This window comes from Salinicola acroporae (assembly GCF_003206615.1).
Lineage (GTDB): Bacteria > Pseudomonadota > Gammaproteobacteria > Pseudomonadales > Halomonadaceae > Salinicola > Salinicola acroporae.
The window spans coordinates 56,780-70,865 of the sequence record NZ_PZJW01000006.1; the positions used below are offsets into that span (position 1 = coordinate 56,780).

The 14,086-nt window shown below is 65.4% G+C and carries 11 protein-coding genes; 8 read left to right on the forward strand and 3 right to left on the reverse strand.

The genetic code is table 11. The features are described 5' to 3' along the window. Positions 1–17: 17 nt before the first annotated feature. A complete protein-coding gene (gene ggt / locus DOM54_RS09635; RefSeq protein WP_110716139.1) occupies positions 18–1,766 on the reverse strand; it encodes a gamma-glutamyltransferase in 1,749 nt (582 codons plus the stop codon). Positions 1,767–2,070: 304 nt separating this feature from the next. Between ggt and DOM54_RS09640 the strand changes: the two genes are divergently transcribed. The 8 genes from DOM54_RS09640 to DOM54_RS09675 all read left to right on the forward strand — a co-directional run bounded on the left by DOM54_RS09640 (position 2,071) and on the right by DOM54_RS09675 (position 11,986). Continuing rightward, the gene (locus DOM54_RS09640) at positions 2,071–2,781 is read left to right on the forward strand and encodes a gluconate 2-dehydrogenase subunit 3 family protein (RefSeq protein ID WP_206019068.1); all 711 of its coding nucleotides are present in this window, start codon (positions 2,071–2,073) and stop codon (positions 2,779–2,781) included. 3 nt (positions 2,782–2,784) lie between these two features. Continuing rightward, positions 2,785–4,557 carry a GMC family oxidoreductase gene (locus DOM54_RS09645; RefSeq protein ID WP_110716140.1) on the forward strand — a complete coding sequence of 591 codons (1,773 nt, stop codon included), beginning with the start codon at positions 2,785–2,787 and terminating at the stop codon, positions 4,555–4,557. Positions 4,558–4,568: 11 nt separating this feature from the next. Next, the gene (locus DOM54_RS09650; protein WP_110716141.1) at positions 4,569–5,894 is read left to right on the forward strand and encodes a cytochrome c; all 1,326 of its coding nucleotides are present in this window, start codon (positions 4,569–4,571) and stop codon (positions 5,892–5,894) included. A gap of 135 nt (positions 5,895–6,029) precedes the next feature. After that, positions 6,030–6,716 (forward strand): ribulose-phosphate 3-epimerase, encoded by a 687-nt coding sequence (rpe, locus tag DOM54_RS09655; RefSeq protein ID WP_110716142.1) that lies wholly within the window; start codon positions 6,030–6,032, stop codon positions 6,714–6,716. 12 nt (positions 6,717–6,728) lie between these two features. After that, a complete protein-coding gene (locus tag DOM54_RS09660; RefSeq protein WP_110716143.1) occupies positions 6,729–7,061 on the forward strand; it encodes a GIY-YIG nuclease family protein in 333 nt (110 codons plus the stop codon). Between the two features lie 41 nt (positions 7,062–7,102). Beyond that, complete coding sequence (locus DOM54_RS09665) at positions 7,103–7,849, forward strand: ParA family protein (protein WP_110716144.1); 747 nt, start codon at positions 7,103–7,105, stop codon at positions 7,847–7,849. A gap of 76 nt (positions 7,850–7,925) precedes the next feature. Beyond that, positions 7,926–9,671 carry a VRR-NUC domain-containing protein gene (locus DOM54_RS09670; protein ID WP_110716145.1) on the forward strand — a complete coding sequence of 582 codons (1,746 nt, stop codon included), beginning with the start codon at positions 7,926–7,928 and terminating at the stop codon, positions 9,669–9,671. Further along, entirely contained in the window at positions 9,668–11,986 is a 2,319-nt protein-coding gene (locus DOM54_RS09675; RefSeq protein WP_110716146.1) for an ATP-dependent DNA helicase, read from the forward strand. Before DOM54_RS09670 ends, DOM54_RS09675 begins: the two co-directional genes overlap by 4 nt. Here the strand turns inward: DOM54_RS09675 and DOM54_RS09680 are convergent. Both DOM54_RS09680 and DOM54_RS09685 read right to left on the reverse strand, forming a co-directional pair. Further along, positions 11,983–12,417: a RidA family protein gene (locus DOM54_RS09680; RefSeq protein ID WP_206019069.1), complete on the reverse strand. Its 435-nt coding sequence runs from the start codon at positions 12,415–12,417 to the stop codon at positions 11,983–11,985. The two genes, DOM54_RS09675 and DOM54_RS09680, sit on opposite strands and share 4 nt — an antisense overlap. Beyond that, positions 12,401–14,059 carry a dihydroxyacetone kinase subunit DhaK gene (locus tag DOM54_RS09685; RefSeq protein WP_110716147.1) on the reverse strand — a complete coding sequence of 553 codons (1,659 nt, stop codon included), beginning with the start codon at positions 14,057–14,059 and terminating at the stop codon, positions 12,401–12,403. The genes DOM54_RS09680 and DOM54_RS09685 overlap by 17 nt, the downstream gene beginning before the upstream one ends. Between the last annotated feature and the right edge of the window lie 27 nt (positions 14,060–14,086).

The following is a 14,086-nucleotide window of genomic DNA, read 5'->3' on the forward strand; positions in this document are numbered from 1 at the left end:
TTGGCATCTCTCATGGCTCAAATGCCCATCGCCGACGAGGTCGAGCGCCGCGGGTCGGCACCGCCGGTGAAGGTGCCGTCGTTCTCGATCAGGATCGACTGTGCCGCGCCCATCGCCTCCTGCTGACTGACCTTGTGGCCCATGGCCTCGAGCAGGGCGATGGTATCCGGGCTGATGCCGTCCTCGATGCGGATCTCGTCCGGCAACCATTGGTCGTGAATCCGGGGGGCGCTGACCGCGCTCTGAATGTTCATGCCGTGGTCGATCACGTTCATCACCACCTGCAGCGTGGTGGTGATGATGCGCGAGCCGCCCGGACTGCCGGTCACCAGGAAGTTCTTGCCGTCCTTCTTGACGATGGTCGGCGTCATCGAAGAGAGCATTCGCTTTTCCGGTTCGATCTTGTTGGCTTCCCCGCCGATCAGTCCATAGGCGTTGGGCGTGCCGGGCTTGGCGGAGAAATCGTCCATCTCGTTGTTGAGCAGGAATCCGGCGCCGTCGACGACGATGCCCGAGCCGTAGCTGAAGTTGATGGTGTAGGTGTTGGAGACGGCGAGGCCGCTATCGTCGGCGATCGAGAAGTGGGTGGTCTCGTTGGACTCGTACGGCAGCGGATCTCCCGCGGCGATATCGCTGCTGGGTGTGGCGCGGTCGAGATCGATCTGGCGGCGGAGCAATTCGGCGTAGGCCTTGGACGTGATGCCTTGCAGCGGGACATCGACGAAATCGGTGTCGCCCAGGTATTCGGCGCGATCGGCGTAGGCACGCTTCATCGCCTCGCTCATGACGTGGATCGTGCGCGCCGAGTTGAAGCCCATGGCGTGGATGTCGTAGCCCTCGAGGATATTGAGCATCTGCACGATATGCGCGCCGCCGGAGGAGGGCGGGCTCATGGCGTAGACATCGTAGCCGCGATAGTTGCCGTGCACGGGCTCGCGAATCGTGGGCTGATAGTCGGCGAGATCCTGTGCCGTCATCAGGCCGCCGTGGTTCTGCATCTCCGCCGTGATCAGGCGTGCCGTCTCGCCCTCGTAGAATTCGCGCGGGCCGTTTTCGGCGATGCGCTTGAGCGTTGCGGCAAGGTCGGGCTGGCGAAACCGCTCGCCGGGACGATAGAGCGAGCCGTCCGGCTTGTAGAACACCTTGCGCGTCGAATCCCACTGCTTGAGCCGATCCTGGGACTGCTCGAGCCCCTCCGCGAAGCGCGGAGGAACGATGAATCCCTCCTCCGCCAGCTTGATCGCGGGTGCCAGCGCTTCGGCAAGCGACATCGTGCCGTACTGGTCCAGCGCCACTGCCAGGCCGGCCACGGTGCCGGGCACCCCGGAGGCGTTGTGGGTATAGCGCGAGAGTTCGGAGACGGCTTCGCCCTGTTCGTTCTGGAACATGGTCTCGTAGGCCGCGGCGGGCGCCTTCTCGCGGTAGTCGATGGCGATGACCTTGTCGCTCTTTTCGTCGGAGATCAGCATGAATCCGCCGCCCCCGATATTGCCGGATCGGGGCTGTGTCACTGCTAGCGCGAAACCGGCGGTAACGGCGGCATCGACCGCGTTGCCGCCGTCCTCGAGAACGTCATGGGCGATCTGCGACGCCAGGTAATGGCTGGTGGCGACCATCCCGTGTTCGCCGAGCTGGGGGTGGAAGCGCTCGCCTTCGAGAATGGCGGACTGACCCATCGAGGTCACCGAGTACGCCAATGTCAGGCAGAGAACGCAGAGTCCGGCGACCCGGCGAGGATGGCGTTTGGCAGAAGTGAGTCTCGGCATGCGGTTACCCTCGGAATCCGATTGTTGTGGTGGCGAAAGCTGAATCGTGAAACCTGTCGGGACCACGATTAACGCCTTGGGCAGTATAGAAATTATTCGTCGCCGATGTCCTCTTCGGGTATTTGATTTCCGTGCTAACAAGTTTGGGGTGTGGTAGTTTGTCGCACCAAATGGAAATGAATGAGTACATAACCGCCGGTTATGTCGTGCTGAAGGACGGCGCCTGACCGCCGTCCGCCAATAACAAGGCTCGGAGCCAACGAGCCGACCGCTGTGCTTCACCCGGACTGTGAAGGAGATAACCATGAGCTCAGAGCTCAAGAACGCATCGCGTCGGGGGTTCATCAAGGGATCGCTGATGATGATTCCGGCGGTGACCGTCGGCGGTGGCGTATCGCTGACCGCCGCGGCCGCGGAGCCCCCCGCCAATCTCGACGACTACCAGCCGACGTTTTTCGATGCCGACGAGTGGCGATTCATTCTGGCCGCCTGCGACCGTCTGATCCCCAGCGATGGCGAAGGTCCGGGGGCGCTCGAGACCAATGTGCCGATCTTCATCGACCAGCAGATGGAGGGCAAATTCGGCCATGCGGCGGACTGGTACATGAAGGGGCCGTTTCATCCGGGGGTTTCGCCGCTGTTCGGCTATCAGTCGCCACTGGCGCCGCGGGAGGTCTACCGCAAGGGGATCGCGGCAACGGGGCGCTATTGCCAGGACAATCACGGCAAGGGGTTCGCAGCGCTCGATGTCGACACCCAGACCCAGATACTGACGCAGTTGGAGAAAGGGGAGATCGAGTTCGACGATGTGTCGTCCGGGCAGTTCTTTGCGTTTCTGCTGCAGAACACCAAGGAAGGCTATTTCGCCGACCCGATTCATGGGGGCAACAAGCACATGGCGTCGTGGAAGTTCATCGGCTTCCCCGGCGCGCGTGCCTCCTACCTGGAGTGGGTCGAACAACACAACAAGGCCTATCCGCTCGGTCCGGTCAGCCTTACCGGAGAGAGGGGATAGATCATGGCCAAGACCAACCCGCATGTGGATGTCGTATTGATCGGCCTCGGCTGGACCAATTCGATCATGGGCATGGAAATGACCGACGAAGGCCTCAGCGTGCTGGCGCTGGAGCGCGGCCCGGATCAGGACACCGTGCCCGATTTCGCCTATCCGAAGATGGCCGATGAACTGACCTACGGCGTTCGCTATCAACTGATGCAACGCCCGGCCAAGAATACGCTTACCGTCCGCCACGGGGTCAGGGACCTGGCGGTGCCGTATCGCAGTCTGGGGTCGTTCTTGCCGGGCAACGGCGTCGGCGGCGCCGGCACCCACTGGAACGGGCATACCTGGCGGCCGCAACCGCAGGAGCTGCGGTTGAAGAGTTACGTCGAGGAGACGTTCGGCGCGGATACCATTCCCGAAGAGATGGCCATTCAGGACTTCGGGGTCAGCTACGACGAACTGGAGCCGCATTTCGACTTCTTCGAGAAAGTCGCCGGCATCGCCGGCAAGGCCGGCAACCTCAACGGCGAGATCCAGGAGGGAGGCAACCCCTTCGAAGGCTGGCGCTCCGACGAGTATCCCATGCCGCCGATGAAGCGAACCCTCAATGACACCCTGTTCCGCGACATGGCCACCGAGCAGGGGCTGCACCCGTTCCCGATGCCCGCGGCCAACGCCTCCGAGGCATACACCAACCCATACGGCATGCAGCTGGCACCGTGCAATTACTGCGGGTTCTGCGAGCGCTATGGCTGCCTCAACTACTCCAAGTCGTCGCCGCAGACCTGCGTGCTGGGCGCGCTCAAGCAACGCAAGAACTTCGCCTATCGTGCCAACTGCGAGGTGATGAAGGTCAACCTGGCCAGTGACGGCAAGACTGCCACCGGCGTCAGCTACATCGACGAGAACGGCGACGAAGTGATTCAGCCGGCCGATCTGGTGATCATGGGCGCCTACTCGCTGCACAACGTGCATCTGCTGCTGCTCTCCGGCATCGGCAAGCCCTACGACCCCATCAGCGGCGAAGGGGTTGTCGGCAAGAACTACGCCTACCAGATGAACGGCGGCGCCACGCTCTACTTCAAGGACAAGGAGTTCAACCCGTTCATCGGTGCGGGTGCCAACGCCGAGGTGCTCAACGATTTCGGCGTCGAGCAGATCGATTTCGGTCAGGCGGGTTTCATTGGCGGATCCTACTTCAGCGCGGCCATGACCAACGGCCAGCCGATTCGCAACATGCCGTTGCCCAAGGGCGCTCCCAGCTGGGGCGCGCAATGGAAGCAGGCCGTCCAGGAGACCTACGGTCATACCATGACCATTGGTTCCCACGGCAGCAACATGTCCTACCGCGACTGCTACCTGGATCTCGATCCGACCTATACCGACGATCACGGTCGCCCGCTGATGCGCATGACCTTCAACTGGAAGGACAATGACGTGCGCATGACCCAGTTCATGAAGCAGAAGATCGATATCCTCTCCAAGGCCCTGAAGCCGGACGACTACAAGCTGTCGTTCAAGGATTTCAACTCCCAGTACGACGTCCGGCCGTATCAGACCACCCATAACGTGGGTGGCGCGATCATGGGGACCGACCCGACATCCAGCGTGCTCAACCGCTACCTGCAGACCTGGGACGTTCACAACGTCTTCGTGATGGGCGCCAGTGCCTTCCCGCAGAACATCCAGTACAACCCGACCGGCCTGGTCGGGGGGCTGACGTACTGGGCGGCCAAGGCAATCCGCGAGCAGTACCTGCCCAATCCCGGACCACTGGTTCAAGCCTGAGGAGTGCGATCATGATTCATCGATACTGGATGCCCGCACTCGTCGGGTGCGGTGTGCTGGGAACGGCGGCGGTCGCCATGGCGGCGCAGCAGAGCGAGGCCGAGCGGGGAGCGTATCTCGCGCGAGCGGGTGACTGCGTGGCCTGCCACACGGCGCCGGAAGGCAAGCCCTTTGCCGGCGGGCTGAAGATCGAGAGCCCGTTCGGCACGATCGTCTCGACTAATATCACCCCCGATCCGGAAGCAGGCATCGGCGACTATTCGCGGGACGAGTTCGCCGCCGCGCTGCGCGAGGGCAAGCGCGCCGATGGCGCCAACCTGTATCCGGCGATGCCGTATCCCTCCTACGCCAAGCTGACCGACGACGATATCGACGCCCTCTATGCCTACTTCATGCAGGGCGTGGAACCTGTCGCCGAGAAGGCGCCGGAGAGCGATGTCAGCTTCCCGTTCAACCAGCGCTGGGGCATCAGCCTGTGGAACTGGATGTTCACCGACGCCGATACATTCGCGCCCACGTCAGGTCAGAGCGAGCAGGTCGCGCGTGGTGCCTACCTGGTCCAGGGGCTGGGGCACTGCGGCAGTTGCCATACGCCTCGTGGCGTGCTTTTCCAGGAGAAAGCGCTGGATGACAGCGACGATGCCTACCTGACCGGCGAGACGCTGGAGGGGTGGTGGGCCCCCAATCTGCGTGGCGGTGGTGGCGACGACAATGGCGGGCGAGGGCTGCAGAACTGGAGCGCCGACGACATCGTCGCCTACCTCGCCACCGGGCGTAACGATCATAGCGCGGTGACCGGCGAGATGACCTCGGTCGTCGCTAACAGCACGTTGCATCTGGGCGACGAGGACCTGCACGCGATGGCGGCCTATCTCAAGTCCTTGCCGCGTGCAGCCGACGGTGACAAAAAGACCGGGAGCGAGACGACGCCGGAACAGACCGAGAAGATGCTTACCGCCGCCGATGTCGAGGGCAAGCCGGGAGCGCGGCTCTATCTGGATAACTGCAATGCTTGTCACTTCGCCAACGGTCAGGGCGCGCCCCAGGTCTTCCCCTCGCTGGTTGACAACGAACTGGTCAACGCCGACGACCCCACCGGGCTCGTCCACGTCATTCTGGCCGGGGCGCGTCTGCCATCGACGCCCGGCAAGCCGGAAGCGCTGGCAATGCCGGACTTCGGCTGGCGGCTCTCCGACGAGGAGGCTGCGCAGCTGGCGGCCTTCGTTCGCGGTGCCTGGGGCAACCACGGCGGCAAGGTGACCGCCGACCAGGTCGCGGAGGTCCGCAAGGCGCTGCCGGAGGATCGCCAGAGCAGCAAGCCCGACTTCGTGGATTGAAGCGTCGCCGCCAGGTCGACCGAACCGCCTCGCTGGCGTCGCCAGCGAGGCGGTTTTGCGTCCGGCCCGCCAAACGTCGAGGCACGTGCGCTAGAATGGGCGACAGAAGCCAGCCAGCACAAGGATTCCCCGCTCATGCGCGATTTCAAGATTGCCCCCTCGATTCTTTCCGCCAACTTCGCCTGCCTGGGGCAGGAGGTTGACGACGTGCTGGCGTCGGGGGCCGACATCATTCATTTCGACGTGATGGACAACCACTATGTGCCCAACCTGACGATGGGGCCGATGGTATGCGAGGCGTTGCGCAAGCACGGCATCACCGCGCCAATCGACTGCCATCTGATGGTCAAGCCGGTGGATCGGCTGATCGGCGACTTCATCGACGCCGGTGCCAGCTACGTGACGTTCCACCCCGAGGCTTCCGAGCATATCGACCGCTCGCTGCAGCTCATCCGCAGCCACGGCTGCAAGGCGGGACTGGTGTTCAATCCGGCCACGCCGCTCTCCTACCTGGACTACGTGATGGACAAGGTCGACATGATCCTGATCATGAGCGTCAACCCCGGCTTCGGCGGCCAGTCCTTCATCCCTGCCGCGCTGGACAAGCTCAGGGAGGCGCGTCGGCGTATCGACGCCAGCGGATTGCCGATCCGGCTGGAGGTCGATGGTGGCGTGGGGCCGGACAACATTGCCGAGATCGCCGGTGCGGGGGCCGATACCTTCGTTTCCGGCTCGGCAATCTTCAAGGCCCGTAGCCTCGACGATGCCCACCGCTACGACGGCGTGATCGGCAGTATGCGCTCGGCGCTGGCCGGGCTCTGATCGCCAGTGTCGATGCCAGCCGACCCGGCAACGGGCGCGCAGTCACGGCAGTGGTATCTCTATCTCGTCGAGATGGCCAACGGTTCGCTCTATACCGGCATCACCACCGATATCGAGCGGCGTTTTGCCCAGCACGTCAGTGGCAAAGGCGCACGCGCCCTGCGCGGCAAGGGGCCGCTGACCCTGCGGCACGCCCAGGCGGTCGGCAGTCACGGTGACGCGCTCAGACTCGAGGCCGCGATCAAGCGACTCAGCGCGGCCGGCAAACGTCGCTGGCTCGAGCGTCAGGCGCTGTCATCATCTTGTCATCGAAACGTCATCTCCGCGGATCCGCCCACGCCGTAGAATCCGAGACACTAACCGGCGACTCAGGGAATGTCTCGATCATGAAAGTGGTGGCCCTGCATAATTTCAAAGGCGGCGTCGGGAAGAGCTCGGCCGCCGTCAATCTGGCTCGGGAAGCCAATCGCGACGGTCTGCCGGTTCTGTTGTGGGACCTCGATGCGCAGGGGGCCGCCACCTGGATACTCGGCGGGGAAAACGGCATGAGCCGCAAGGTTGGCAAGCTGCTGGCGGGGAAATCTCCGCTGGGCGAGCAGGTCCAGCACACGCCGTGGGAGCGCTTCGACCTGTTGCCAGCGGATATTCGACTGCGTGATCTCGACCGCCTGCTCGATGACAACGCCGATGGCGGCAAGCACCTCAAGCGACTGATTGCGCCGTTCAGCGAGGAGTATGCGCTGATGGTGCTGGACTGCCCGCCGGGACTTTCCACATTGGCCGAACAACTGGTCCGTGCCGCCGATCGTATTCTGGTGCCGACCATTCCCAGCCCGCTGTCGGTCCAGGCCTTCTCGCGCATGGTCGATCATCTCGACCTCAAGAAGCGCCAGCGCCAGCGGCTCACGCCGTTCTTCAATCTGGTCGACCGACGTCGGACGCTGCACCGCGAATGGCTCGAGGCACCGCCGGCCGCCATCGGAACGCCGATGCAAACCTGGATTCCCTACGCCAGCGACGTCGAGCGCATGAGCCTGGAGTGCAGTCCGCTGGCCGACCTGGCGCCTCGCAGTCGTGCCACCCACGCCTACCGTCGGCTATGGCGGGAACTCAAGGCAGGGCTGGAGGATTAATCGGTTGCAAGACTTCGAACGGCAGTGACAGGTCTGTATACTTAGCCAGTGTTTTGAGTCCGACACTGGGGACGCCATGGCGCTGCCGACGCTCGAGGATCCGCTCTACTATCTCGCCAATTTTCGCCGCGTGCTCGACTGGCTGACGTCGCGTTACGCCGACGTGCTGAGTGTCGACGAAGCTGCTTTCATCGATGATTTCGAACGCCTGCCCCAGCCTTCCCAGGCGCTGCTGGTCAGGATGATCATGCGTCGGGGCGTCGATTTTCGTGCCAGCCGCCTCGACTATGTCGAGATCGGCGATACGCGTGCGGCGGCCGGGCCGCTGATCGCGGCCGGCTGGATCGAGGAGGGGGCGCCGCTGTCGCCGGAGGCGCTGTTCGCGCTGACGACCCGGCCGGAGATCGCTGCGCACCTGGGCGGCTGGCTGGCGACACTCGGTGTCTCCCGGAGCGCCGCCAAGGGGGCGTGGCTGGCGGTGCTGCAGTCGGCGTCTCCCGAACCTCGCCCCCTGGCCGAGTGGGCCCCCAAGCTCGAGGACCGTCACTACCGGCTGGGCGTCGACGCGATGTGCGAGCGTTTTCGGCTGATGTTCTTCGGCAATCTGCGTCAGCAGTGGTCGGAGTTCGTGCTGGCGGAGCTCGGCGTCTACCGTTTCGAGACCGTCGAACTGGAGGCAACCTCGCGGGCGTTTTCCCGACGCCAGGAACTGGAGGCCTATCATCACCTGCACCGCTGCCGGGAACGCTTCGAGGCCGATGAGGCGATGGCGTCGCTGCTGGCCGATATTCCACGCGAGCCGTTTACCAATGAGTGGCTGGAGCGGCGCCGGGGGCGGTTGATCTACAAGCTGGCCTACCGCCTCGAGCGCCAGGGTGAGCTCGACCAGGCGCTGAGTCTCTACCGGGAAAGTTCGGCACCGGAGGCGCGGCTTCGCCAGGTTCGAGTGCTGGAGGTACAGCAGGCGACGTCAGAGGCGCTGGCGCTGGCGGAACGGGCGGCAGCCAATCCCGTCAGCGCGGCGGAGCATCAAGCGCTGGAACGCGTGCTGCCCCGGCTTCGTCGCAAGCTCGGTCAGGCGCCGGGTCGCCGGCCGGAAGCGGCAAAGCCGCCCCGTCTGGACCTGGTACTGCCCCGCGCCTCCAGCGTCGAGCGAGCGGTGGCCCAGCATCTCTGCCGTGACGAGGCGCCGGTCTGCTACGTGGAGAACGCGCTCGTCAATGGCCTGTTCGGGCTGCTCTGCTGGGAAGCGATCTTCGCGCCACTGCCCGGCGCCTTCTTTCATCCGTTTCACTCAGGGCCGGTGGATCTGTTCGAGGCGGACTTCCAGGCGCGCCGGCGCGACCGGTTCGACAACTGCCTGGCAGCGCTCGAGACGGGCGACCACGCCGCGATCATCCGTCGACGCTACCGGGAGAAGTGGGGGACCCAGTCACCCTTCGTGTTCTGGGAGGCGCTCGACGAGCACCTGCTGGAGCTGGCCCTCCAGTGCATCCCGGTGCGCCACCTGCGGCTCTGGTTCGAGCGGCTGCTCGGCGACGTCCGTGCCAACCGCGCCGGGATGCCGGATCTGATCCAGTTCTGGCCGCAGGGCGGTGATCCCTCCCAGGCGACGCAGGACGCCACCGCGCCGGCTTATCGCATGATCGAAGTGAAAGGCCCTGGCGATCGCCTGCAGGACAACCAGAAGCGCTGGCTGGAGTTCTGCGCCCGACACGACATGCCGGTCAGTGTCTGCTATGTCACCTGGGACCCCGAGGACGATATCGAGGCGCCAGGCCTTCCCGGTCCCGATACGGCCGTTGCCGGGAGCGACTCTTGAGCTATCGGATCGCCGTTCGGGCGCTGTGCGAGTTCGCGGCCAAGCGAGGCGACCTCGATCTGCGCTTCACGCCGTCGCCCTCGGCACAGGAGGGGATCGCCGGCCATCAGCTCGTCGCGGAGCGCCGCGGGGAGCGATACGAGCGCGAGATTGCCTTGGCCGGTAGCTATCATCATCTCGAGGTGCGCGGGCGTGCCGATGGCTACGACCCCGACGCCAATCGGCTGGAGGAGATCAAGACCCATCGCGGCGATCTCGCTCGCCAGCCGGCCAATCAGCGTGCGCTGCACTGGGCTCAGGCCAGGGCCTATGGACACCTGCTGTGCGCCGAGCGCGGGCTGGACCAACTCACGGTGACGCTGGTCTATTTCGACATCGTCAGCCAGCGCGAGACGGTCCTGAGCGAACCGTGCTCCGCCGGGGCCCTGCGGGCCGAGTTCGAGACCCTCTGTCAGGCTTTTCTGGCCTGGGCGCAGCAGGAGCTGGCGCACCGCCGCCGCCGGGACGACGCCCTGAAGTCGCTCCGCTTTCCTCATGCCGATTTCCGCGAGGGCCAGCGGCCGTTGGCCGAATCCGTCTACAAGGCCATTCACACCGGCCGCTGGCTGATGCTGCAGGCGCCCACCGGCATCGGCAAGACGCTGGGGACACTGTTTCCGCTGCTCAAGGCGATGCCTGGCGAGCCACTGGACAAGGTCTTCTTCCTGACGGCGCGCAATACCGGGCAGCGACTCGCCCTCGACGCCTTGCATACGCTGGGCGCGGGCCATCGTCGCCACGGCGCAGCCGAGTCGCGTGTCCCCGTGCCCGACGAGACCGGGGTCCTGCCCCTGCGGGTGCTGACGCTGACGGCCCGCGACAAGAGCTGTGAGCACCCCGACAAGGCGTGTCACGGAGATTCCTGCCCTCTGGCCGCCGGTTTCTACGATCGCCTGCCCGCGGCCCGCGCGGCGGCGGTCGAACGCGGCTGGCTCGATCGTGCCGGCCTGCGGGACACGGCACTCGCCCACGACATTTGCCCCTATTACCTCGGCCAGGAGATGGCGCGCTGGGCCGATGTCGTCGTCGGCGACGTCAACTACTGGTTCGATTTTCACGCCATGCTCTACGCCTTGAGCCAGCAGCAGCAGTGGCGGGTCGGCGTGCTCGTCGACGAGGCTCACAACCTGGTGGAACGCGGGCGCGGCATGTACAGCGCGACGCTGGACCACGGCGCTTTCCGACGCCTGAAGCCGACGTTGCCGGCGCCACTCAAGCGGCCGTTCTCGCGGGTGGCCGCCCTCTGGCAGGCGCTGGCGGACGAGAGCGAAGCGGACTATCGGGTCATCGAGACGCTGCCCGGCAAGCTGATCGGGGCGTTGCAGCAAGTGGTCTCGCAGGTCGTCGAGTATCAGAGCGAGCAGCCGATCGCGCTCGACGGCGAACTGCAGCGATTCGCCTTCGACGCCCAGCACTTCTGCCGGGTCGCCGATGTCTTCGGCGAGCATTCGATCTGTGACGTGACCCGCCAGGCGCCCCGCGGGCGCCAGCGCCGGGCAGGGGCGCAGGTGACGTTGCGCAACGTGGTGCCGGCACCGTTTTTGGCGCCGCGATTTGCCGCGGCGCATGGCGGCACCCTGTTCTCTGCCACGCTGACCCCGGAAGCCTACTATCGCGATCTGCTCGGCGTGGCACCGGATACACCTTGGCTATCGCTGGATTCGCCGTTCCACGACTCGCAGCTGGCGGTACACGTTGCCGCATCGCTGTCGACGCGCTATGCCGATCGTGAGGCCTCGCTCACTCCGCTGGCGGATCGTATCGCCGCCCAGTTCCGTCAACGGCGCGGCAACTACCTGGCATTCTTCTCGAGCTTCGCCTATCTCGAGCGGGTCGCCGATCGCGTGGCCGAGCGCCATCCCGACTTGCCGCTCTGGCGACAGGCCGCGCGGATGAATGACGCCGATCGCGAGGCGTTTCTGGCACGCTTCGAGAGCGGCGGCGTGGGGATAGGGTTCGCGGTACTCGGCGGGATCTTCGGCGAAGGCATCGATCTCCCCGGCGATCGCCTGATCGGCGCCTTCGTCGCGACGCTGGGATTGCCCCAGGTCAACCCCGTCAACGAGCAGATGCGCGCCAGGCTGCAGGCGCTCTACGGTCGTGGCTACGATTACGCCTATTTTTTCCCGGGCATGCAGAAAGTGGTGCAAGCCGCCGGACGCGTGATTCGCTCGCCGCAGGACGAGGGTGTGATCCACCTGCTGGACGACCGCTTCGCCCGGCGCGAGTCCCGGGCGTTGCTGCCGGACTGGTGGCCAACCGCCAGTCTCGACTAATCGTCGGAGCGAGCGGGCTGCACCGCGGTACACTTGACTTCGACCAGTAGCCCGGGAAGGGCCAGGTCGACGACACCGATGACGGTCCAGGCACAGGTGCCCTTGGGGAATACGGTGTCCTTCACCTTGCGAAAGGTTTCCAGGTGGCGATGCAAGTCCACGTGATAGGTCGTCATATCGACGACGTCATCGAACGTACAACCGCCCGCGGCAAGGGCACTGCGCAGATTTTCCCAACAGGCTTGAAACTGCGCTTCGGGGTCCGATATCACCTCCAGCGCCGGCGTTCGCCCGACTTGCCCCGCGCAGTAAAGCATGCGACCGACGCGTATGGCCGGCGCGTAGCCCGCCCGCTCTGCCAATCGCTCCATGCCCGGCGGGATGATGATCTCCCGGTCGGCGGTCGATTCGACTTCAGGCATCTCGGTCATGGGTCAACGCCTCGAACACTCTCGCCACGGCTTCGGCGCCGGGGTCGACGATGCCCCTGAGCGCGCTCTCCGGCACATAGGCGGAGCGACCGGCGTTGGCGCGAACGAGCTGGGCGGTAGCCTGGGCGCCATCGCGAGCGGCCTGGGCTGCCTGGGACAGCGTCTCCCCCCGCTGCAGCGATTCGATGGCGGGCACCAGGGCGTCGAGCATGGTGCGATCGCCGGGCCTGGCGCCGCCGTAGGCCTGCATCTTCTCGACACCGGCGGCCAGTGCCTTCTGAAGGTCGCCGCGCTGGTCCAGCGAAGCCGCCGCTGCAGTGAACAGGATCGACAGCAGGACGCCGCTGGAACCACCCATGTCGCGCGAAAGGAGCTGGCCGATGCCGGCGAACATCAATGGCAGGGCTTCGGTGTTGAGCCGCCGGGCCGATAGCGCCTTGGCGATCGACTCGGTGCCGCTCTCCATGCTGGCGCCGGCGTCGCCGTCGCCGCTCTTGGCATCCAGCGCATCGAGTTCCGCGCGTGATTGGCGCAGGGTCGCGATGACTCGCTCCAGAAGGGCGGAAGTGGCGGGATCCTGCGGGGCATCGTCGGCCAGCGCCTCATGATCCTGGCGGGTATCCGGCGAAAAGCGGGCGGGAACCCGGGCGGCGTGCAGCCCTGGCCAGGCCGGCGCCGTCGTCGGAGCCGTCAGTGCCTCCACCACCTCGTCGTCGGCCGGCAGCAGCGTGAGCGAGAAGCCGTGCATGTCCAGCGAGGTCATCAGCGGTGCCGGGCCGATCAGATGGGCTATCTGATCGACGCCCAGTTGGTTGAACAGGCTGGCGGCGAGCACCCCCATCTCCTGGATGGAGCAGCTCCCCAGGTCGTTTAGCATCGCGATCCAGGGGCCGGACAACTGGCGCTCGGACAGTGCGTCACGCAGCGGCTCGAGTACCAGTTGCATCGCCTCGTCGGCGCTGTGCGGGTCGACCTCCCGCGTGCCGGTCTCGTTATGAATGCCCAGGCCCAGCTCCGGCGAGCGTTCGGCCGCCGCCTGGCCCGGCTGGGCCGCGGCGCTCAGCGCCATGCCCAGCGACCCCATGCGCTGGCACAGCGCTTCGGCCCGTTCGCGGATCACGTCCAGCGGCAGTTCCCGGCTCGCCAGATAACCGCTCAGCTTGTGCACCAGCACGGTACCGGCGATGCCTCGAGGCTGGGGGGCGTCCTCGATGGCGACATCGTCGGCGACGATGACCATGGCGACGTCCAGCCCCTCGCCCCGGGCCCGCTCGGCGGCGAGACCGAAGTTGAGGCGGTCGCCGGTGTAGTTCTTGACCACCAGCAGGCAGCCGGCCGCGCCGCAAACTTCGCGAATGGCCGCGAGTACCGCCTCGACGCTGGGCGAGGCGAACAGGCTGCCGGAGATCGCGCCGGTCAACATGCCTTCGCCGATATAACCGGCGTGTGCCGGCTCGTGACCGGCACCACCACCGGACAGTATCGCCACCTGGCGTTGGCCCTGATCCGCCTTGTCCCAATCGCGCCGAATCAGGATCCGCAGGCCGCTTTCCGGCTCGGCGACCCGCACTGGGGCGGTCGCCGCCATCGCCCGTAGAATCTCGTCGACGACCGCGCCCGGGGCGTTATAGAAACGATCCATGATCTCTCTCCGCTGACGTTTCGGGGT

Coding starts and splice junctions, on each gene's coding strand:
- ggt (WP_110716139.1), bottom strand. CDS start 1,766: ATGCCGAGACTCACTTCTGCCAAACGCCATCCTCGCCGGGTCGCCGGA.
- DOM54_RS09640 (WP_206019068.1), top strand. CDS start 2,071: ATGAGCTCAGAGCTCAAGAACGCATCGCGTCGGGGGTTCATCAAGGGA.
- DOM54_RS09645 (WP_110716140.1), top strand. CDS start 2,785: ATGGCCAAGACCAACCCGCATGTGGATGTCGTATTGATCGGCCTCGGC.
- DOM54_RS09650 (WP_110716141.1), top strand. CDS start 4,569: ATGATTCATCGATACTGGATGCCCGCACTCGTCGGGTGCGGTGTGCTG.
- rpe (WP_110716142.1), top strand. CDS start 6,030: ATGCGCGATTTCAAGATTGCCCCCTCGATTCTTTCCGCCAACTTCGCC.
- DOM54_RS09660 (WP_110716143.1), top strand. CDS start 6,729: ATGCCAGCCGACCCGGCAACGGGCGCGCAGTCACGGCAGTGGTATCTC.
- DOM54_RS09665 (WP_110716144.1), top strand. CDS start 7,103: ATGAAAGTGGTGGCCCTGCATAATTTCAAAGGCGGCGTCGGGAAGAGC.
- DOM54_RS09670 (WP_110716145.1), top strand. CDS start 7,926: ATGGCGCTGCCGACGCTCGAGGATCCGCTCTACTATCTCGCCAATTTT.
- DOM54_RS09680 (WP_206019069.1), bottom strand. CDS start 12,417: ATGACCGAGATGCCTGAAGTCGAATCGACCGCCGACCGGGAGATCATC.
- DOM54_RS09685 (WP_110716147.1), bottom strand. CDS start 14,059: ATGGATCGTTTCTATAACGCCCCGGGCGCGGTCGTCGACGAGATTCTA.